This window comes from Saccharospirillum salsuginis, from assembly GCF_014651855.1.
Taxonomy (GTDB): domain Bacteria; phylum Pseudomonadota; class Gammaproteobacteria; order Pseudomonadales; family Natronospirillaceae; genus Saccharospirillum; species Saccharospirillum salsuginis.
The window spans coordinates 1-21454 of the sequence record NZ_BMXR01000004.1 but is presented as its reverse complement, the minus strand read 5'-3'; the positions used below and the strand labels follow the sequence as shown (position 1 = coordinate 21454).

Annotated in this window: 20 protein-coding genes; 8 read left to right on the top strand and 12 right to left on the bottom strand. The window is 57.9% G+C overall.

Translation table 11 applies throughout. The features are described from left to right. Positions 1–181: 181 nt before the first annotated feature. The 10 genes from flgH to IE111_RS08450 all read right to left on the bottom strand — a co-directional run bounded on the left by flgH (position 182) and on the right by IE111_RS08450 (position 11255). Positions 182–868 carry a flagellar basal body L-ring protein FlgH gene (flgH, locus tag IE111_RS08495; protein ID WP_189608141.1) on the bottom strand — a complete coding sequence of 229 codons (687 nt, stop codon included), beginning with the start codon at positions 866–868 and terminating at the stop codon, positions 182–184. 19 nt (positions 869–887) lie between these two features. Beyond that, positions 888–1673 (bottom strand): flagellar basal-body rod protein FlgG, encoded by a 786-nt coding sequence (gene flgG / locus IE111_RS08490; RefSeq protein WP_189608140.1) that lies wholly within the window; start codon positions 1671–1673, stop codon positions 888–890. 10 nt (positions 1674–1683) lie between these two features. Then, positions 1684–2427, bottom strand: a complete 744-nt coding sequence (flgF, locus tag IE111_RS08485; RefSeq protein ID WP_189608139.1) for a flagellar basal-body rod protein FlgF — start codon at positions 2425–2427, stop codon at positions 1684–1686. Between the two features lie 217 nt (positions 2428–2644). Then, positions 2645–6304 (bottom strand): flagellar hook-basal body complex protein, encoded by a 3660-nt coding sequence (locus tag IE111_RS08480; protein WP_189608138.1) that lies wholly within the window; start codon positions 6302–6304, stop codon positions 2645–2647. 89 nt (positions 6305–6393) lie between these two features. Next, positions 6394–7146, bottom strand: coding sequence for a flagellar hook assembly protein FlgD (locus IE111_RS08475; protein ID WP_189608137.1), 753 nt, complete (start codon positions 7144–7146; stop codon positions 6394–6396). A 16-nt stretch (positions 7147–7162) separates the two neighbouring features. Beyond that, the gene (gene flgC, locus IE111_RS08470; RefSeq protein WP_189608136.1) at positions 7163–7606 is read right to left on the bottom strand and encodes a flagellar basal body rod protein FlgC; all 444 of its coding nucleotides are present in this window, start codon (positions 7604–7606) and stop codon (positions 7163–7165) included. 2 nt (positions 7607–7608) lie between these two features. After that, complete coding sequence (gene flgB / locus IE111_RS08465; RefSeq protein WP_189608135.1) at positions 7609–8007, bottom strand: flagellar basal body rod protein FlgB; 399 nt, start codon at positions 8005–8007, stop codon at positions 7609–7611. Positions 8008–8211: 204 nt separating this feature from the next. After that, a complete protein-coding gene (locus IE111_RS08460; RefSeq protein WP_189608134.1) occupies positions 8212–8988 on the bottom strand; it encodes a DUF4382 domain-containing protein in 777 nt (258 codons plus the stop codon). Between the two features lie 295 nt (positions 8989–9283). Then, positions 9284–10153: a DUF4382 domain-containing protein gene (locus IE111_RS08455; protein WP_189608133.1), complete on the bottom strand. Its 870-nt coding sequence runs from the start codon at positions 10151–10153 to the stop codon at positions 9284–9286. 193 nt (positions 10154–10346) lie between these two features. Next, the gene (locus IE111_RS08450; RefSeq protein WP_189608132.1) at positions 10347–11255 is read right to left on the bottom strand and encodes a DUF4382 domain-containing protein; all 909 of its coding nucleotides are present in this window, start codon (positions 11253–11255) and stop codon (positions 10347–10349) included. A 179-nt stretch (positions 11256–11434) separates the two neighbouring features. Between IE111_RS08450 and IE111_RS08445 the strand changes: the two genes are divergently transcribed. The 3 genes from IE111_RS08445 to IE111_RS08435 all read left to right on the top strand — a co-directional run bounded on the left by IE111_RS08445 (position 11435) and on the right by IE111_RS08435 (position 14370). Next, the gene (locus IE111_RS08445; protein WP_189608131.1) at positions 11435–12991 is read left to right on the top strand and encodes a sensor histidine kinase; all 1557 of its coding nucleotides are present in this window, start codon (positions 11435–11437) and stop codon (positions 12989–12991) included. Between the two features lie 51 nt (positions 12992–13042). Beyond that, entirely contained in the window at positions 13043–13549 is a 507-nt protein-coding gene (locus IE111_RS08440; RefSeq protein ID WP_189608130.1) for a hypothetical protein, read from the top strand. Positions 13550–13647: 98 nt separating this feature from the next. Then, positions 13648–14370, top strand: coding sequence for a response regulator transcription factor (locus IE111_RS08435; RefSeq protein WP_189608129.1), 723 nt, complete (start codon positions 13648–13650; stop codon positions 14368–14370). Here IE111_RS08435 and IE111_RS08430 read toward each other — a convergent pair. After that, positions 14351–15175, bottom strand: coding sequence for a CheR family methyltransferase (locus IE111_RS08430; protein ID WP_189608128.1), 825 nt, complete (start codon positions 15173–15175; stop codon positions 14351–14353). The genes IE111_RS08435 and IE111_RS08430 overlap by 20 nt on opposite strands. 82 nt (positions 15176–15257) lie before the next feature. Continuing rightward, positions 15258–16214: a chemotaxis protein CheV gene (locus IE111_RS08425; protein WP_189608127.1), complete on the bottom strand. Its 957-nt coding sequence runs from the start codon at positions 16212–16214 to the stop codon at positions 15258–15260. 332 nt (positions 16215–16546) lie between these two features. Here IE111_RS08425 and flgA point away from each other — a divergent pair, with 332 nt between their 5' ends. The 5 genes from flgA (at position 16547) to IE111_RS08400 (ending at position 21087) form a co-directional block, all read left to right on the top strand. Next, positions 16547–17308 (top strand): flagellar basal body P-ring formation chaperone FlgA, encoded by a 762-nt coding sequence (flgA, locus tag IE111_RS08420; protein ID WP_189608126.1) that lies wholly within the window; start codon positions 16547–16549, stop codon positions 17306–17308. Between the two features lie 540 nt (positions 17309–17848). Then, a complete protein-coding gene (flgM, locus tag IE111_RS08415) occupies positions 17849–18157 on the top strand; it encodes a flagellar biosynthesis anti-sigma factor FlgM (RefSeq protein ID WP_189608125.1) in 309 nt (102 codons plus the stop codon). Positions 18158–18198: 41 nt separating this feature from the next. Further along, positions 18199–18690, top strand: a complete 492-nt coding sequence (locus IE111_RS08410) for a flagella synthesis protein FlgN (protein WP_189608124.1) — start codon at positions 18199–18201, stop codon at positions 18688–18690. A gap of 18 nt (positions 18691–18708) precedes the next feature. After that, positions 18709–20325 carry a hypothetical protein gene (locus IE111_RS08405; protein ID WP_189608123.1) on the top strand — a complete coding sequence of 539 codons (1617 nt, stop codon included), beginning with the start codon at positions 18709–18711 and terminating at the stop codon, positions 20323–20325. Positions 20326–20448: 123 nt separating this feature from the next. Next, entirely contained in the window at positions 20449–21087 is a 639-nt protein-coding gene (locus IE111_RS08400) for a response regulator (protein WP_189608122.1), read from the top strand. Positions 21088–21454 lie beyond the last annotated feature (367 nt).

Sequence of the window (21454 nt, the reverse complement as noted above, 5' to 3'; positions counted from 1 at the left end):
TATTGAGCAATTTGTGGGCCAATGGGAAAGGTCACGCAATTAAGTAGGTTGGATTAGCCCGAAGGGCGTAATCCAACAGGTATGAGGGTGCCACGAGACCAGCCATTAACACCGCAGTAATGTTGGATTACGATCCTTCGGATCTAATCCAACCTACATTTATGAACCTTCGCTGGCGGAATCAAAACGGAAACACCGGGCTGTTGAAGAACTTGGTCAGCCACCCCGGCTGGTTGGCATCGGCCAGCGCCCCTGCACCACTGTATGTGATCCGGGCATCGGCCAGTTTCTGGCTGGAAACGGTGTTGTCCAGGTTGATGTCCTCGGGCCGCAACATGCCTTTGATGCGAATGAACTCGGCACCGGTGTTCAGGGTAATCCATTTCTCCCCCTGCACCCGCAGCACACCGTTGGGCAGAACTTCAGCGACGGTGACCGAGATATTACCGGTCAGGCTGTTGCTCTGGTCCGCATCGCCACGGCCTTCGAAACTGCGCTCTCCCTGGATGGTGGCGCTCAGGGCCTCGATGGGTTGACCGCCGGCGATCACCGGAGCGTTCAAACCCGCTTCACTGGTTTTGGAGGAACGCGACTGGGAGGACTTGCTGCCCTGGGTTTCTTCGTTGAGCACCACGGTGATGATGTCGCCGACGCGCATGGCCTTTTTATCACCGTACAGCGACATGCCGTAGCGCGGTGTGAACAGAGAGCCGTCCTGGTTCGGTGGCGGCTTCAGGGACTCGGACGGCACCGGAGCGAACTCGGGGTCGCCGGCCACCGGTGTTTCTCCGACCGTGGCGGTTTTCAGGGTGCCGCATCCGGCCAAAGCCAGACTGGCGAGGATAAGAATCAGGCTGCGCTTAATCATGATGATCGCCTCCCCCGGGTTAGAGGTTCGAGGTAATGAAGCCCAACATCTGGTCGGCGGTACTGACCACTTTGGAGTTCATCTCATAGGCCCGCTGTGTGGATATCATGTCCACCATTTCCTCAACGATGGTCACGTTGGAAGTCTCCAGAGCGCCCTGGATCACAGCGCCGAACCCATCCAGACTGGGCACACCGACCTGAGCCTGGCCGCTGGCCGCCGTTTCCAGATAGAGGTTATTACCGATGGATTGCAAGCCAGCCGGATTCACGAAGTCGACCACTTCGATCTGACCGATCTCGAAGGGTTCGTTGTCCCCTTCCGCCACGGCCGTCACGATGCCATCGGTGCCGACCGTAATGGTCTTGGTTTGTTCCGGCACCTGAATGTCCGGCTCCACCTGGTACCCGCTGGCGGTCACCACCTGCCCTTCGGCATTGATGTGGAAGGTCCCGTCACGGGTGTAGGCGATGTTACCGTCCGGCATCAGGATCTGGAAAAAACCGCGACCGTTGATCGCCATATCCAGCGGTTGCTCGGTCATGTTCAGGTCGCCCTGGGTAAACATTTTCTGGGTGCCGACGGTGCGCACACCGGTGCCGAGTTGCAGACCCGAGGGCAACTGGGTGTTTTGCGAGCTCTGGGCACCGGGCTGACGCTGCACCTGGTAGATGAGGTCTTCGAACACGGCCCGCTCTTTCTTGAAGCCGGTGGTGCTGGCGTTGGCCATGTTGTTGGAAATGGTCGACAGGGCAATGTCCTGAGCTTCCAAACCGGTCTTACCGACCCATAAGGCTTTGTGCATGATGGACTCCTCAGCTCAGCCGCAGTAATTGTTCGGATGACCGGGACATTTCCTCGGCCGATTTCATGATCTTGACCTGCATTTCATACTGACGATTCAGCGACAGAATGTTGGTCAGTTCGTGAACGGAATTCACATTGCTGCCTTCGACGAATCCCGTGGTCACCTTTAAGGCCGGATCATCCTCCAGCACGGCATCACCCTCGCGGGGACGAAACAGGCCATCCGTCCCTTTTTCGAAGTTTTGCAGATCCGGATTGACGATTTTCAGGTTATCGATCACCAGCATTTCATTCGGACCGGCGCCGGCGGGGCGAATTGAAATCGTGCCGTCCTCTCCGATATCGACTTTCTCATAGGGCGGCAGGACAATCGGTCCGCCGTTGCCGATAACCGGTTGACCACTGCCGTTGATCAGTTCGCCCAGCGGTGTCACGGCGAGATCGCCCCGACGGGTGTAGGCTTCGTTGCCTTCGGCATCCTGAACGGCGAAAAAGCCGTCGCCGGCAATGGCGACATCGAGTTCATTACCGGTCTCTTTCAGCGGACCATCATTGAAGTCGGTGGCGGGCCGTTCGGTCATGGCGTAGGCCCGGGTCGGATAGTGTTCACCGTAAACCGGCATGGCCCGCGCCTGCTCCCAATCCGCCCGAAAGCCGGTGGTGGAGGCATTGGCCAGGTTATTGGAGTGCGAGGTTTGCGCCATCATGTTGTTCTTGGCGCCGGTCATCGCGATGTAGAGTGCGCGATCCATGGGAGGACTCCTGCCGCTTTTATGAGCTGTACAGGGAGTATTGCGAAAGGTGTGCCAGAAAGGGGAAACCCTGGGAGCGCCGGCGTCATCTCCCCGTAGGAGCGCACTCCGTGCGCGACAAAGCCTTGCCATGAAACGCATGTCGCGCACGGAGTGCGCTCCTACAGGGAGGAAAGCGGTAAAGCGGCGGCAAGAAACTTCCTACCGCCGCTACGAATTACCGCAGGTTAATGATCGTCTGGGTCACGGCGTTGGCCGTTTCGATCGTCTTGGCGTTGGCCTGGTAGTTTCGCTGGGCGATAATCAGGTGCACCAGCTGCTCGGACAGGTCGACCGTCGAATCCTCCAGTGCAGCCGACTGGATGCTGCCCAGCAACCCGGTACCCGGCTCACCGATGGTGGCATCGCCGGACTCGAAACTGGCCTCCCATTCGGTGTTGCCCACCGGGTTCAACCCTTCATTGCTGGCGAAGGAAGCCAGAGCCACCTGCCCCAGCACCTGGGCCTCGCCGTTGGTGTAGCGGGCATAGACGGTGCCGTCGTCATTGATCTCGAGATCCTTGAGACGTCCACTGGCATAGCCGTCCTGCTGGAAGTCGTATCGTGAGAAGGGACCGCCGTACTGGGTAGTGCCATCAAACGAAATCGCAAAATTCGAGTTGGTGTTCGGATCCGGAATCGGCAGACTGCCGCCCTGGGACTCCGGCTGACCCACATAGGCGCCGGTCGGGTCTCCGGTTTCCGGGTCGGTCGGTGTCCAGTTGGAGACCAGGAAGTCTCCCGTGTTCGATTCGTCCACGGTGCCATCCGCGTTAAAGAACAACTTGAACGAGGCCAGAGTCGGTTCGGTGTTCTCCGGGAAGGGTAAGCTCGTATCCGGATCGCCGACATTTTCACCATCGATCTGTGCGTACACCGTCCATGAATTCAGTGCGTTCGGGCGGTTGGGATCCTCCGGATCCTTCACGTAGAACAACTGCAATTGGTGCTGGTTGCCGATGGAATCGTAAATCGGCAGGGACGAGGTTTCATTGTATGTTTCCGGGTCATCCGGGTCGAAGGCATTGATGGTGTAGTCTTCGAAGCTGGAGTCGGTCAAGCCATTGAACAGACCGGCTACACGAGGCTCGGGTTCGGTCAGCGTGAAACCTTCGTTGAGAATGATGTCGACATAGCCGCCAATCTTGGCATTGGTTTCGGCATCGGGCTCACCACCCAACACAACGGGGGCGGTACCTTCATAGCCTTGCACCGTGAGGGAATCGTTGTCGTTCGTCGATTCGATCGAGACTTCGATGTCGATACCGGTGCTGGACGTGAGCACGATGTCGCCGGTGCTGTCATCCAGTTCCGCCGTGATACTGTTCAGCGACGTCTGCTGATACTGGTTGATTTCGTCGACCATGGATTGGAAATCGTTGGCGCTGATCACCTGTCCGTTGATGAACAGATCCAGATCTCCGGAGTTGGCGTAGTTATCGCTCAACAGCCGAACCTCGGTCTCCGCGGAGGCATCCACACCCGCGTTTTCGGATAGCTGAGCGGCGATCTCGGAGGCTGAAGCACCGGCTTCTGTAGTGATGGTGGTGCGCTCATCTTCATCTTCGTTATACAAAACAAAGCTCTGCTCAGGATAGCCGTTGGTTACTTCAGGTTCGCCTACGGTGACCAGATCGGTATTGTACTGATCGGTTTGCAACAAGCCGTACAATTGCTCGACATCCAGATCGTCACCGGGAGCCTGAATATTGGTGACCGATACCTGAGATGCCTCTCCCGCTTCGGTGGCAACAAATTGCAACTGTTTGCGGCCTTGCTCGTCCTGAATGACCTGAGCCTGGACACCGATGTAGTCTTCCGCCGGTACAGCCGCCAATTCACGGTTGATCGCCGCCGCCAACTGGTCAATGGAGATGATCTCTTCCTCGAGCGATATTTCGACGGAGCCCGAGCGGTCTTCCGGGTCCGGTGCGGGCACGGTCAAATTGACCCGGAAAGAATGGGACCGGTCGATGGTATCGATCCCCAGGGTCTTGGTGGTGCTGGTAAAGCCGAGCGCATCCAGGGTCACACTGTTGGGGTCCCCTTCAGAGACATCAATATCCCCGCTGTCCCCGATCTCGGTACGCTCAAGCACAATACGACCATTGATCTCACTGGCTTCCACCTGCCCGAACAGGGAAGGACTGACTTCGATGGCGTCGTTGATGGCCTCGACCAACTGATTATGGCTGCCATAACTGCCGGGTGGAATCTGAATGGTGTCGCTGATGCCACCTTCGATTTCGATGTCCAGCAGGTTGTTGGCCAAAACCGGGTCGTCACCGGCCACCAAGGTCGGCGCTGGAGTCGAGTTGCTGGTGTCCATACCCATGGTCACCAGATTAAAATCATCGTTGTTCTGGGCGTCGCTCACTTGCACCAGATTGATATCGTTACTGCCTTCACCCACGTCCGACCCGACCGTCACGACCAGACGGTTGGCCGAATAGGACGCTTGTAATACATCGGGGGAGCCGAATGCCGTGTTGAACGCCGCGTTAAACTGGTTGACCAGGTCGGCGGCGCTGGCGACACCGTTGATGTCGACATCAATCAAGGTGGGAGACACTTCTCCCGGAATCGAGGCGTTGAACCGGATACGATCCCCCGTACCCAGGCTGGTTTGACCAAAGTTACCACCGTCCACGGCCGCTGGATCGGCCGAACTGGTCAATTCGGAAAAGGTACCCGGGTCGGCATCGGTATAAACCAGGTCGGCATCGTCATTACCCTGAACCGATGCGGCCTGACCGGGAATGGTCCGTAAATCGATGGAACCGCCGGATTCGAACAGATCCGCACCGGCGATCGGCGCCTGAGTCAGTGCACCCGGAATATTGAAGTGGTTCGCTCCCAGCACAGTACCCACGTCATTGGCCAGCGAGAAACTGGTGCCATCAGTGGCGTAGACACCGGTCGTACTGAAACTGATGCCATCGCCGGCCGCGTTCACTTCGGCCTCGATCTTGCCGGCAAGATCCGGGCTGCCCAGAATCGCCCGATTAACATCATCGACGATTTCATCGACATCCGCGTACGTCTTGCCAGCCTGGAACGGCTGGATGGTATCCGTCAATGTAGCCGTGCCGCCTTCAATGTTGGGCCCCTGGACACTGACTTCGATGGTCCAGCCGGACGTGCCATCGGCCGCCGGGTCGTACGGAAAGGTGATGTTACCACCCAGAGTACCGCCGTCGTATCGGGCCTCGGTTCCGGATGTGGTGGGAATGCCGAGCGTGTCCACCGTAGTGGCAATGTCTTCCAGCGGTCCCACCTGAGCGGAGCCGATGGCCAGACCATTGGTCCGCGTAATGGTGCCGTCCTGCTGCAGGACCTGGGCGCCGGCAGGCACGTTCACACGGGCATCGACGCCATGGGTACCGCGCGGCGGCTGGTTGCCGGTATCCACCTCCAGGTCGGTCAACACACCACTGACAAGACCGTTTTCATTGACACCGAACCCTTGCAGGCGAGCGCCCTGGTTGTTGGTGATGAAACCCTGCTTGTCGACGCCGAAGATGCCGGAGCGGGTATAGGTCACGGAGCCGTTGGCGTATTCGGTGACAAAGAAACCATTGCCGTCGATGGCCAGATCCAGCGCCGAGTTCGTCTGGCTGATGTTGCCTTGCTCGAACTTCTGGCCAATGTTCTGGACATTGACACCGGCACCAGCCTTGTCCTGGCCATAGCCAAGGAAAGAGTTCGTATAGGCGTCGCCAAACTCGGCCCGACTGGACTTGAAGCCCGTGGTACTCGCATTGGCAATGTTGTTGCCGGTTACTTTGAGGTCTTTGTTCGCCGCGGCGACGCCGCTCAGCCCGGTACCAAAAGTCATGCTATGCTCCTCGCACTGCCGTCTTGAAAAGCCGCCGTGAAACGGACAGCCTTCTCAAACATCCTGTCGCCTGCGTTTACTGAATCCGATCAGTAAACGTGATTGATCTGTTTCACATCGGCCATGGTGGCGGTGCCACCGCCGGCCAGGTTCAACACCAGGTCGTTGTTTTCACCCAGCGTCACCGAGTCCACCCGGGCGCTCATGTGAACGTTCAGGTTCTGCTGCTGCCCGCCTACATTTCCAACAACCTGGAACTGATACTCACCTGGGTCATGCGGAATGATGTTGCCGTCGTCGTCGGTCGGGAACTTGTCGTAGTCGATGTCCGCCATCTCCCCGTTGATCTCAAGGTTCGCGCCGTCCCATTTGAACGACATCGGGCCATTCGGCTGGTAACCCAGCGGCACATTCTCGACGACCTCACCGGCTTCGTTGGTGATCTGAAGTTTCAGACTGTCCGCACCGGACGGCACATCGGCCATGCCGTACACCAATTCACCGTGGCGCAACAGGCTGGTGTCCTGCCCGTCGACCGTCACTGCCCCGCCCACCAGCGAGCTGGCCTGCAACGCCTGGGAGGACTTGAAGGAACTGGCCAGCGACTCGAAGCCACTGCTCATGTTCTGGATGCCCTCGACGGTCGAGAACTGCGCCATCTGGGCCACGAACTCGGCATTCTTCTGGGGCTCCAGCGGGTTTTGGTTATTCAGCTGGGCGATCATCAATTCCAGGAACTCGTTCTTGCCCAACTCGTTGGACTTCTTTTCCTGGGATGCGTTCTTGTTGATGTCGTATTGGCTCAGCGCACTGGAGCCAGAGACATTGTTGACATCAGACATACCGGACCCTCACTGGCTATTGCCCCATCGTCATTGTTTTCTGCATCATGGTTTTGGCGGTATTGAAGACTTCGACGTTCACCGTGAAACTGCGCGACGCCGAGATCATGTCCGCCATTTCCTCGACCACATTCACGTTCGGGTAGTAGACATAACCGTTTTCATCGGCCATGGGATGAGTCGGCTCATAGCGGATATCGAGCGGATCGTCCTTTTCGATGATACCGGCCACATGCACGCCCTCGCCCACGTCGTGCTCCAGGTCGACCGGGTCCATCAAATCCCGATCCTGAAATTGCCCCTGCAGTACTTCGAACACCGGCTTACGGGCACGGTAGGTGTCTTCCTCGCTCGAGCTGACGCTTTGAGCATTGGCCAGGTTGCTGGCCGTGGTGTTCAACCGGATCGACTGGGCATTCATGCCGGATCCGGCGATGTTGATGACGTTATTCAGCGACATGATTATTGCCCTCTCAAGGCGCCGTCCAGGCCTTTGAATTTCCGGTTCAGGAAGTCAAAGCTGGCGTTGTACGACATGGCGTTCTTGGTGAATTCGGCGTTCTCGACATTGGTGTCGACGGTATTGCCGTCGATGGACGGCTGAATCGGGTTGCGGTAAAGCATCTCGTGTCCGGTCTCGACGCGGCCGGGAATGTGCTCGCCGTCCGTCCGGGCCATGTCCAGCCCCTGGGCTTTTTTGGCCTCACCGCGCAGGATCGCCTGAAAATCCATGTCCCGAGCCTTGTAGTTCGGTGTATCGGCATTGGCCAGGTTGTTGGCCAGCACCTCGGAGCGCTGCGCACGGACCAACAGGGCGTTGTCGTGAATCCCCAGCGAGTTGTTGAATCCCAGTGCAGACATTGGACACCTCTTTGCCGCTTTTTTCGAAGTTACAATGACTTTTGCAAGTCGGGTGCCAAGTCTGTTTTTCCTTTTAATTCAATGGGTTGGGGATTTTCGAGCTCGTTCAACAACGGCAACCGGCAAGGGTTGACCGGTTGATGTGGCAGGCCCCGGGGAAGGCCGATTCCGGTCTTCCCCGGGGTGTCGGTAGGGGTTGTAAGGTTAAAAATCGACCGTGGCCGATCCTCCCGCAGTGACCGTCACACTGTGCGTGGCCAGCCACTCGAGGGTATCGTCGGCTTCCGGGTCATCCAGGTCGGCTTCGCAGGTAAAAGCCAGGGTATACTCGCCGGCCGCCATAAACGCCAATTCGTACTCGAACTCGGTGACGCCGGTGGCATCGGTGTCCACCAGCTTGGTTGTTAGAGGCTGGACCTCTTCACCGCCCAGATCCCCTGGCGTGATGTCGACACCGGCGTAGACGTAGATCGCGCCGCTGCATTCAGCCGTAATCAGCCCGCCGTCGACCGAACCATCGACTGTTCCGGTGTCGTCGTCCGCTACCAGCCGAAGAGTCGGTTTCAGCTTATACCCCTGCGGATTGTGTACGATGGATTGGCGAAGATCGAAATCGATGGTGTAGTTGGAGGTCTGGTCTTCTTCGATGGTAAAACCGTTCACCAGCTTCAACCCGGTTTGCGCTCCACTCGGAATGCGTAAATCATGCTGGGCACCGTCGACCTCGATATAGGAATCAGTCACACCGGTTTCGGCCGCGACATGCAACCGGATCCACTCATAATCTCCCGCTTCCAGTTCGACCTCTTCCAACAAGGACTCGGTCGTTTGCCCTTGCAGCGACAGCAAATCAATCTCACGGGGTTCCTCGTATTCATACTCTACACGTTGACCGTCTTCGGCTTGTACCGTGACTCCGGTAAATACGACAACAACCTTGTCGGCTGAATCGATGGGTGCATCGGTTATGCGCAGATTCATTCGACCCGTCAGTGATCCCGATCCATCGTTCGATCCGTTATCCGAACCGCTGTCGTCCTCTTCAAGCTGACATCCAGTCAAGGACATCGCCATCAAACCCACACCGATACAACCGATCAAAGATTTTATTTTCACGCTACTCCCTCCTATCGTTTTAGCTTAGTCGAGCCGGGTTATCCCGACGTCGACAGCAAGACTACGATGGAAGGCGGCGCCCTGTTGTTCCGCCCATGTTCGTCGACTGTAGTTGTGAGAGCGCGTCGATACTGTAACTGTGAACACGGTACGGTTAAGCTCAGTTTTCGAAATGAGCTTCTGTTATTTGCCCCGCGGTTACCGTCACATTCTGCGTACCGGACCAATTCAAAACGTCGGCGGATTCGGGATCGTCGGTATCGGCCTCGCACGTAAACGACAGGGTGTATTCACCGTAATTCAGAAAACCAATGTCGTAGTCATAGGCGACCGTCCCCGTCGCTTCCGTGTGAACAATCGCCGAGGTCACCGGCGCTTGTCCTTCACCACCGACATCTCCGGGAGTGACATCCGAACCCGCGTACGCATAGACAGCGCCATGACAATCACCGGTCACCAGACCCGAAGATACGGTGCCACTGACACCGCCGGTTACCGCGTTTGCGATCCAACGAAGTGACGGATCCAGGCGATAGGTTTGGCCGTGATGAACAATGGATTGTCGCAAGTCGAAATCAACGGTGTACTTGGCGGTTCGGTCAACCGGAACGGACAGACCGCTCGACCATGTCAAGCCGGACTCGCCGTGCTCCGACAATTCGAGATCGTATCGTGCACCGCCGATTTCAATGTAGGAATCACTGTTGCCGGGTTGCGCCGACACGTCCAATCGAACCCAGTCATACTGGCCACCCTGAATCTTGACGTCACTTAACAAGGCGGCGGATTCGCCTCCCTGCAAGTCGAGAAGATCAATGGATTTGGGTTCATCGAACGTCAATTCGATACGGCCGATAGACTCTGAATATAAGGTGACGCCGGTAAACACGACGACCACGGAGTCGGCAAAGTCCACCGGTGCATCGGTAACGGCCAGACTGAGCCGACCCGCACCGAGGTTCCAGTCGGGATTACAACCGCCAAGCAGTACTGCGGTGCCGATCACGGTGGTGAGCATCATTCGTTGCATTGCACAGACTCCCTTTTTCAATCGGAACCGGTGGAATAAGAAAAACTCACCGGCCTGTCGACAGGCTAGCCCTATAAAAACAATGGGGTGTTGATACCGTGTTTTGCAACTGTAGAAATGAGAGGCGGGTCAATAGTGAGAGCTGTCCGGCAAGAGCCTAAAGGCTCTTACCGGATAAAGAGGTTACAGAGTGTTAAAAATCGGCTTGTGACGTTGCATCGGCCGAAACGGTCACGTTTTGAGTGCCGGTGAAGGACAGGTCGTCATCTCCTTCGGGATCGTCCAGTTCAGCATCGCAGGTGAAGGCGGAGGTATAGTCCCCTTCCACCAGGAAGGCGGCCGTATAACCGAGTTCGCCGGATCCCTGTTGCTCAACCATGGCGGTCGTGATCGGCACGCTGCCGGCGCTACCGACATCGTCGGCCATTACATCCGAGCCTTCATAGACGTAGACCGCCATGCCCGCATCGCAGGCACCGGCCTCATCTGCATTGATGGCGTCGATGGTGGCCTCGGCGACCGTACCGGAAATGGCACCCACCGTTGTGTTGTCGACCAGACGCAATGTCGGTTTCAGTTTGTACTGACCATTGCCCGTCTTGATCACGGATTTCCTCAGATCGAAATCGATGGTGAAGGATGCGCTGCCGTTCGCGGGAATGGTAAAGCCTTTCACCAGCTTCAGGCCAGTCTGTTGGCCGCTCGGTACTGTCAGGCTGTAAGTGCCTTCGTTGGGACCGGGACCGATTTCAATGTTGGAACTGCCGGTGCCTTCGTCGGCATCGAGCTTCAGACGGATCCACTCGTAGTCGCCTGCCGCCAGAGTCTCCCCTTCAAGCAAGGCGGCGGTTTCACCACCCTGAAGGTCCAGCAGGTTGATGGTCTTGGGTTCGTCGTAAGTGATTTCAATGCGATTATCGGCGGCGGATTGGATGATCACCCCTTCGAACACCACATTGACGGCGACCGCCTCATCGACGGGTGCGTCGGTGATATCCAGCGAGAGCGTCCCGGTGCCCGATCCGGCTGACTCCAGATTACAACCGGCGAGCACGGCGGATGCCATTCCCAGGGCCGCTACCGTTTTGAATGGTGACGTCATACACTGACCTCCTTTCGAGGATGTGGCAGGAACCCCGATTGGTCCTTGCCAAAAGTAACATCGCCTACTGTAGAAAAGAGTTGATGAAGATGTGTAAGACCTCTTTATGGCAAATGTAAGCCCGAGTTTACCGAAGACCGCCCGGCTGACTGAACACGGTGTAAAGGCCTGACAAAACCATGCAATCACTGTTTACACGGGTTTACCTGAATCTGCTGCTCACCCTCGCCTTAACCGCGACCGGAGTCTGGCTGGTGCTCGATCAGGTGAACCGCTATCGATTCAACGAATTCGTGGAGTACCGGATCGCGGCTCTCCAACCCGCTCTCGATCGAAACGGGTCGGTGGTCGCACCCGAACGACTGAATGACTGGACCACCATTCTGTCGCGGCTGACCGGAACCGAGTGGGGTCTGGCGAACAATTCCGAACCCACCGGTATCACAGAAGCCCGTTGGTGGTCGGAGCGGGCCGGGATCACCCTGCCTCTCAATGACGGATCCCGTTTGATCACGGCCAGCATCGCGGACTGGGACGAATTGCTGATCGGCACCGGCTATCTCGTGGTCAATGCCCTGTCACTGGCCGATGTGGACGATCGGGACGAACTGTTGGCCCGCTTGAGCGAGCGCAGCGGGATCGCGATCCAACCGGTCGGTCTCGCCGAAGAGCCCCTGGGATTTCTGCAGCAGCGGCAGTTGCAACAAGGGCAAGCCGTTATCGTCAATCAAAGTGCCGGCCTGACCGCACCCGGCCAGACGCTTTACATTCCCATGGGCCAGGGCAATGCGCTCAAGCTGGGCCCCGTACATCGCTTCGAGTGGATCACGCCGCTGGGGCTGCTGCTTCTGGCCGGCGCGACACTGATCGCATTGGGCGCATTGATCTATTTGACGCTGACACCGCTGAGACGGCGACTGGTGCGGATGACCCGGGCCGTGGACGCCATCGAACACACGCCGGACAGTGTCGATGTGCCGGATCAGCCCCGGGACGAACTGGGTACGATGGGCCAGCACATCAACAATATGGCGGCCCGACTGGTGGATTACGGTCGACGCAACAAGGCGCTTAACCAGGCGGTCTCGCACGATCTCAAGACCCCGCTGGCGCAGTTCAAATTCGCGTTGGCCATGCTGAAACCCGAGGATCGACAGCGATACGTCACGGATAAAATGGATCAGGCCGTGACCGAAATGGAAACCCTGGTCGAAGAACTGCTGCTGTTTCACAGCCTGTCGGATACGGATACCGATCAACAAGCCCGCAGCGACCTGACCGCCCTTTTACCGAGCGTGATCGAGACGCTCGAACCCCGTGACGCGGTGAGTTGGGACTGCCGGCTGCCCAATACCGCTGTTTGGTTGAAAGGTGAAGAGCGGTTGTTGCGGCGACTGTTTCTCAACATTTTGAGCAACGCCTTGAAGTACGCCGACCATCAAGTCAGACTCACCCTCGATCGAATGCCCGACGAGCGTATTCGCCTTCGGGTGGACGATGACGGCCCCGGGATACCAGCCGGGGAACGGGAGCGGGTGTTGGAGCCTTTCTATCGACTCGATCGAAGCCGGGAGGGTCCGATACGCGGTCATGGCCTCGGGCTGGCCATCAGCCGGGACATCCTCGAACTGTTGGGCGGCGCTATGGTACTGGACGATTCCGATCTGGGCGGCTGCCGGGTGACCTTGTTACTGGCACCTTACAAAGCCGGACAAAGGACCGACACCCGGGACTGACGGATGGGTTACAGTTACCCTCAGAATTCCACCTGCGAAATGAGTCGGAACATGCGGTATATGACAACGGGCTTGCTTGCCCTGTTCGCCAGCGGACTGGCTTGGTCAGAGGATACCGATTCCTGGGGCGCCTGGGATGAACTGCCCAGCGATGTCCTCGATTTGAGCGGAGAGACCGACCCCCGAGCCTTGTCACGTCGACTGGATCAATTGATCGAGTCCAACCCCGAATCCGAAGAGCTGGACCAGTTGCTCGAGGTCTGGCTGCGTCAGTCGACCGTGTCCGGCAATGGCCGTTTGATGTCGCTGCAGTCGCTGATCGGTATGAGCGAGGAAGACATCGAGGCGTTGCCGGAGGCCGCCAGGCAGCGACGCGAGGAGATGCTGGACGATCTACTGTCGGACCTGCCCGCGGCCGCCGGCAATGACGACTTTCCGGGGCAAGGCCCTCCGGATGACCTCCCCGCCGCCGGATCCGGCAACAATCCGGGTGGCGGTAATGGACCGGGGAACGGTCAGGGCAACGGCCCTCCACCAGGCACTCCCAACGGCGGATAACCCCCGGCCTTATACGGGTTCGGTTTTAAGTCGATTCGATTTACACTGGGTCACTGGATTGTTCAGCTGAGGCCGTTGCAAGCGCCGACCGGAGTTCAATGGAAACCACAGATCATTACGCCACCCTGCTGCTGGTGGAAGACAACGCCAACCTGGCGGAACTGATGCAGCATTTTCTCGAAGACTCAGGCTACCATGTCACCGTCATCGCGGACGGCACGGTTGCCCGGGACCACATCATCGAGCACCAGCCGGACCTGACCATTCTCGATATCATGCTGCCCGGCATGGATGGCCTGGCGGTCTGCCGGCAGGTTCGCCCGCACTATAAACACCCGATCATCATCCTGACCGCCAAGAACGACCCCATCGATGAAATTCTGGGGCTGGAACTGGGCGCGGACGATTACCTGACCAAGCCGGTGGAACCCAAGCTTCTGGTCAGTCGGGTTCGGGCGCATTTGCGTCGGGCCCTGGAATTCAATCAGGCCTTGTCCGGCTCGCCCGATCGCGAAGAGCCGTCGCCGATTGACGTCGACCACCGCAACCGTCTGGCCTATTGCTGGGACGAGCCGCTCGACCTGACGACACCCGAATTCAACCTGTTGGCGCTGCTGCATTCGAAACCGGGCCACATTTTCACACGTGACGACATCATGAAAGCATTGAGAGGCATCGAATACGACGGCCAAAGCCGCGCCATCGATATGCTGGTGTCATCGTTGAGATCGAAACTGCCCTTCAAGGAAGCCATCAAGACCGTGCGCAGCAAGGGGTATTTCCTGGTTGAACCGCACCTGCTCAGCGCTTGCGATAAATAATACCCGGACGGCAGTGCACCATCTCATAGAGGTCCCCCAGACCGTTTACGGCCTCCGAAGCCCCCACCAGCAGATAGCCACCCGGGTTCAGGGTGGCGTGGATGCGGGTCAGGATGTCCCGCTTGAGATCGGCGGTGAAATAGATCAACACATTACGGCAGAAGACGATGTCGAACTTTCCCAGCAAGGCGTAACTGTCCTGCAGGTTCATCGCGCGGAATTCGACCCGCTGAGCGATGCCCGGTTTTACCCGCCAGCGCCCGCCGGGTGTTTCTTCGAAGTGTTTCTTCAGGCGGTCCGTATCCAACCCACGGCCGATCGCCAGCATGGCGTACTCGGCGGATTTCGCCGCCGCCAGCGCGGACGGGGATATGTCCGTCGCGACGATTTTCTCGCCACTGTTGAATACCCGGTTTCGCGCTTTGTATTCCTCGATCATCATCGAGATGGAATACGGCTCCTGCCCGGTCGAGCAGGCCGCCGACCAGATGCGCAGCGGCCGGGACGGTCGCTGACCGTAAAATTCCGGCAGCAGCTTCTCTTCCAGAATACGAAAGGGATGGATATCCCGGAACCAGAGCGTTTCGTTGGTGGTCATCGCGTCGATGACGGCCGTTTTCAGCTTCTGGCCACCGGGTCGTGAAATGGCACTCACCAGTTCATTCAGGTTCCTGACGGATTCCTGTTGCAGGATTTTGCGCAAACGGCTGGACACCAGGTACTGCTTGCTCGTACCCAGACAAATGCCGCTGTGTTTTTCCAAAAAGTCGCAGAAGGCATCGTAGCCTTCGTTCACATCCACCATTAACCCTATGACTCCTTCGGATCAGTCGCAATGGGGGTGATCTGGAAAACCACCGTCCCTTTACCGGGGGTACCGCCTGTCGTCATGCCTCCCCTTCCAGGGCCGGCAATTCACCGCCCAGATGGGTAATGCGCTCAATAACCAATTGCGCGAGCATGTCCGGTTGAAATTTGGCCAAAAAGTCGTTGGCACCCACCTTTTTTACCATTGCCTGATTAAAGACGCCACTCAGAGAAGTGTGCAGCAGGATGTGCAAGTCGTTGAGCTGAGGGTGGTTACGGATTTCCGAGGTCAGGGTATAACCGTCCATCTCCGGCATTTCGATATCGGAAATGACGATCGGATAACGGTCCGCGGGATGAACACCCTCTTCCACCAGGGCCAGCAAATGATCCAGCGCCTCGCGCCCGTCGTTGACCGCCACCACGGTCACGCCGATCTGCTCCAGTGTGCGGGTGATCTGTTTGCGCGCAATCTTAGAGTCGTCGGCGATCAGGATCTGTTTGGACACGGCGTTGGAGGTGACGTCCTCGGTGATCAGACCTTCGCTGACGTCTTCGGTCATCGGGGTCACTTCGGCGAGGATCTTCTCGACATCGATGATTTCCACCAGCTTGTCTTCGTACTTCGTCACCGCCGTCAGAAAATGATCGTGACCGGTCCCCTTGGGCGGTGGCTGAACATCTTCCCAGTTGATGTTGATGATGCGCTCGACGCCTTTGACCAGAAACCCCTGGCTGTGCATGTTGTATTCGGTAATGATCGCCAGTCGGTCCTGAATGTTGTCAATCGGTGCGTTTCCCGTCGCCCGGCTCAGGTCGAGAATCGGAATGGTTCCGCCCCGGATATGCGCCACCCCCTTGACCACCGAATTGCTTTGGGGAAGCTGTGTCAGGGTCGGGCATTGCAGCACTTCTTTCACCTTGAACACATTGATGCCGTAAATCTGTTCACCATCCAGGCGGAACAAAAGCAATTCCAGGCGGTTTTGACCCACCAGTTGGGTCCGTTGGTTAACACTGTCCAGAACGCCTGCCATAGAATTCTCCACTTCGCGTTGTCTTAGGGCATAGTCTTGGGAATATCGCCGCCATCCAGCCAACAGCCGGCTCCGGACAGCCCCGAATCGGCATACCCTTTGCACCGACCCTCTGAAAGGCGCGCTTCACCGTCAAGATAAAACAGTCAAACACGCCGTGAATCCAGAAAATCGGGCTCGGCTTGGACTCAAATCGTCAAAATACCGTCAAAAAGCGCTGTCCGACCGCTTCAAGTGCCGGAAAGTCTGACGGACCGGGCCCGCGACCTCGTTTACCGGGCGAGGACATGGGTTCCTTAAAGCATAGACCGCAATTGTCACAGGACAACCGGATGCCGCAATTATGCACTATAACGGCCGGGCGGCCGGAAAGCTTAACCTCGGTCCTCATGGCCAGTCTGGCGCTGTTGTGTCTGGCGCTGCCATCCCCGGCCCTGTCTTCCACTACGGAATCCACCGCCACGCAGATCGACACCGCCCTGACCGAGCAAACCTGGGCGCGCTTGCACCAACGCTATCCGGATCTGGCGGACGACCGTGTCCGCATCGATTTCGATCTGCCCAGCGCCGTCTCCAGCCTGGCGCCCTGCCCCGACCCGATCGACATTGACTGGCGGGGTCAGACCCTGGCCGGCCGGCAGACGCCGAAGGTCAGTTGCGACACCCTGGGCTGGCAGCTCTACATCCCCATCGACCTGGCCATTCACCGCCCGGTCGTCGTCGCAGCGGGCAGCCTGTCGCGGGGTCATCGCCTGACGGCATCCGACCTGACACTGAGAACACTGGACATCGGCACGCTGAGACTTGGATATTTCGACAGCATCGACTCGCTCGAAGGCTACGAAGTCGCCCGACCCGTCCAACCGGGCGATGTCATCACGCCCCACATGGCCGAACCACCGGTCATGGTCAAGCGCGGCGACCGGGTCGTCATCATCGCCACCACCGGGGGCGGCCTATCGGTCCGCACCCTGGGCGAGGCCCTGCGCGACGGCCCCTCCGGCGAGCAGATCCCAGTCAGAAACCTGACATCCCGAAAAGTCGTCCACGCCTATGTCAAAAGCAAGGGCGTCGTGGAGATTGCAGTGCAATGAGCTCGTGTTGTGGTTGGTCCGACTGGGCTGAACTGGGTGCCAATGGTCCGCCCAGGCGGCGGGGTAGGCCTCTCAGGGGTCGCCGTGAACCCATCCATGGGGGCTTGACCGCAGCATCCATGCTGCGGACATCCCCTGAGAGGCCTACCCCGCCGCCTGGGCTCAACACGGTGACAAACCAAATACAGCGAAGTCACACCTGCCGGCTCGATCCGAACGCTCTGGAATCGATAATGCAACCATCCAATTTAGAACGGAGGTTCTTCGGATTTGGGGCAAAGCGCGAGCGGTGGGGGCCGGGTAAGCCCATCAGGGGATGTCTGAGGCATGGATGCCGAAGCCAAGCCCCCATGGACGGGTCCACGGCGACCCCTGAGGGGCTTACCCGGTCCCCATCGCGGCCCCTGGCACTCAAGCCAGACCGGCCGGGATTCCACGGATTTTCCCCAAAACCGGATTTTTTTCACAAAAAAAGCTAAAGTTGCTGGAGAAAGGGCCGCTAACCCCTTCAGGAAAGTGTATCCAACGTGAGGATGAAACATGGCCATGAACATTAACGGCCTGCCACCGGGCCAAAGCGGCACTGCCAAGACTCGACAGAACGAGTCCGCCGAACAGGTCAAGAACGCGCCTGAAAAAAGTGGAACAGAAACTGCTAGCAAGGATGATGTGGTGGAACTTTCCGATCGCGCCCAGGTATTGCGCAGCGTCAACAGCAAAATGCAAAACCTGCCGGACATCGATCAGGAAAAAGTCGACCGCATACGCAGCGCCATCCAGAATGGCGATTACAAAATCGACTACGACAAACTGGCGGCCGCCTTCCGACGCTTTGAATCCGGACTCTGATCCTTCGGCGTGTTGGGCTGTCGCCGGGGAGGCTCGGGGACATGACCATCGACACCCACACCTTGCAGCGTCTGCACGACGCCCTGCAGGACGCACTGGAGGCCAGCCAGCGCTTTCAACCGCTGCTTGAGGCCGAGCAGGAGGCTCTGACACAGGCCGATTTGACGTCACTGACGGCCATCCTCGATCGCAAGAAACTCCTGACCGAGCAATTGCTCTCGGCCTCGCAAAGCCTGCTTGGCTGGTGTGCCGATCAGGGCATCGAACCCGACTATCGCGAATTCGAACGCTGGACCCAGGCGTTGTCGGAGCCGGAACGCATGCCTCTGCTCGATCAATGGCGGATCCTGCGGCAAAGTCTGGACACCAATCACCGTTCCAACGCCGCCAACCGGCAACTACTTGCCTCCCTCACCACTCGCAACCAGGCTCGGCTGTCGTTGCTGAAAAACCTGGTCGGTTCCACCGATACCTATTCCGCCAGCGGTACCCGTTCCACGGGCATGGCCAGCGGCTGGGTCGATTCGGTTTAACGCAGGTCGCCGTCGCCCATGTTCATCAATCAGTTGACGCTCTTTATCCTCGGCGAAATCGCCGTTGTTTATGTCGTCATCACCCTGTTCATGCTCTACCGCAACCGGCTGTTTCATCTGCTGGTGGCGATTCTGAAAGAGATGCGCGGGGATACGGTGCGTCGACTGGAAGCGCAGCAGCAAGCAAACGCCGACCTCCAGGCCGAACTCGATGCGCTGCGGGAATCGGCGGGTGAAGCCGGGACCGGTGGCGACTTTGCCGGTCAGTTGCAGAACCGGATCGACGAACTGACCGATCGCGCCAAGCAATCCGGTACAAATCTGAAAAAGCCGCCGGCTCCCGACGATGACTATCACATGGACTGGCTGCGTCGCCGCATTCTTGAACTTGAGAAGGAAATCACCACCGAAGAGCTGTCCGAGGACGATTGGCGGCCGTTGGCCGAAAACGCCATCAACGATGCCGGCCTGGAGCACAGCGACCCCAATCGACGCGCCGCCGCCGCGGAGTCTCTGGATGCGGCTTCGCTCGAGAAACAGGTTAAACAGTACCGGACTCAATATGAATCGGCTCGGGACCGAATCGGCATACTCGAAGACGAACTGGAACAACTGAAGAGCATCAACTCGACCGAATCCAGCCACTACGAGCGTCCCGAGATGGGTATGTACTCGGACGAGCTGTACAAACTGAAGTGCGAAAAATTCGATCTGCAGGAAAACATCAACAAGTTGGGCCTCAAGATCCAGCAAATGGATCCCGGCAGTGACGAGCACATCCGTGAACTGAACCAGCAGTTGGGTCTGCTCGAGAAGTACATGAAAGAGGCGGATGTCAGTATCAATCTGCTGGAGAAGGAACTGGAAGCGGCCCACCACGAGAACGAGGCCCTGGAAGGTCAGGTCAAGGATTTGAAGAACCGCCTCAAGGACATCGCCACCACCGAGGACGGTCAGTCCATCATCGATCTGAAGAACGTCGACAAGTTGTCCGGTAACGCCGGAAAACAGGCCGAATCGGTCGCCAACCTGAAGGATTCGATCGAGCAATTGCGTGACGGCGAGGATCAGGAGCGCATCCTGGAGCTACAGGAGTCGGAAGTCTCCCGCCTTGAGCTGCTGGTCCGCGATTCCGCCAATTGCATTGCCGTACTGGAAATGGAACTGGAGCAGGCGCAGAGCACCATCGATCAGTTGACGCAGCGGGAAAAAGACCTGCTGGCGCAAGTGAGTGGTGACGGCGACAGTGAGGGCAACGTCAGCGATCGTCTCCAGGGCATCAACAATCAACAGAAGGAAAGCCTCGGCGAATTGCGCACCCAGGTGGAAGCCATCCGCCAAGGCGGCGATGCGATGGACATCATCGTTCAGCAGGAAGAGGAAATTGACCGGCTTGAAGGTTTGCTGAAAGAAATGCAGTCCATGGTGGCGAAGCTGGAAAGCCAGGCGAGTGGCGAATCCCCCTCCGCTTCGTCCCGGCCGGATTCCAACGAGGACATGGAAGAGATGGAATCCCTGCTGCAGCAGTTTATGACCGACAGCCAGACCATGTTGAGCCGCATCAAAACCCTGGAAGAAGAAAACACCCGCCTCAAGGAAACCAGCAAAGCCGGAAACAAGGAGGAAACCGACTGACCCGTCTCCTACTTCCGTAGGAGGCGAATCACGCCGACATCGTGCCCACCGCGAATTTCTGCTATAAAGAGTGTGTCCGGGGAAAACGTCTCCGGCCCGACCACAACAAAAAACAAGCGTGCCATGACCGAAGACATAGAAGTATTGATCGCCGACGATCATCCGCTCTTCCGCAACGCTATCTCGGAAGCCCTGACCAACACCCAGACGCTCGTCCACGTCAGCCAGGCGGATTCGCTGGAATCGACACTGCAACGCCTCAACGAGGGCAACATCGATCTGGTCCTGCTGGATTTGAAGATGCCCGGCAGCGAGGGGCTACTGGGCTTGATCCAGATTCGCAATCAATTTCCGGAAGTGGCCGTGGCCGTCGTCACGGCCAATGAGGCGGGGCGTACCCTGGCTCAGGTAAAAGCGGCCGGAGCCCTGGGTTATCTGCCCAAGTCGATGGCGCTGGAAGACCTGGTCTCGGCGCTGGACGGCCTGCTGAGAGGTACCCCTTTTTATCCGGAAGGCCTGAACCAGGGCGTGGACAGCCAGGACGACGTGGAAGCCATTCGCAAACTGGCGACCCTGACCCCGCAACAACAACGGGTACTGGCGTTGATCGCCCGGGGCTTCCTGAACAAGCAGATCGCCTACGAGCTGGACGTCAAGGAAACCACCGTCAAGACCCACGTCTCCGAGATTTTCCGCAAACTCGACATCTACAACCGCACCCAGGCGGCGATGTACAATCAGTATCTTGAGGTGCCTGAGTGACCCCACCCGGCTTGTTGTGCCTTCTGGTTTTTACAGTGCCACCGCATTTGGTGGCTGGGTAGGCTATTGTGCCAATGGTACGTGCCAGGTGTGGGGGTAGGCCTCCTCGGGGTCGCCGTGAATACTTCCATGTAGGCTAGACGGCAGCATCCCTGCTGCCCACTTCCCCGATGAGGCATACCCCCACACCCGTCACTCGATTCCGAGGTCACTCCACCAAGCCGATTAGATTATGGCGCAAATGTATCGTTGGATTACGCCTACGGCTAATCCAACCTTGTATGTTTTACCCAATGAACTTGATAGGGTTCGAGACCAGTCACCGGGGAGACCGTTCCAACCTAGAAGCCACATCAGTGGACTTCGT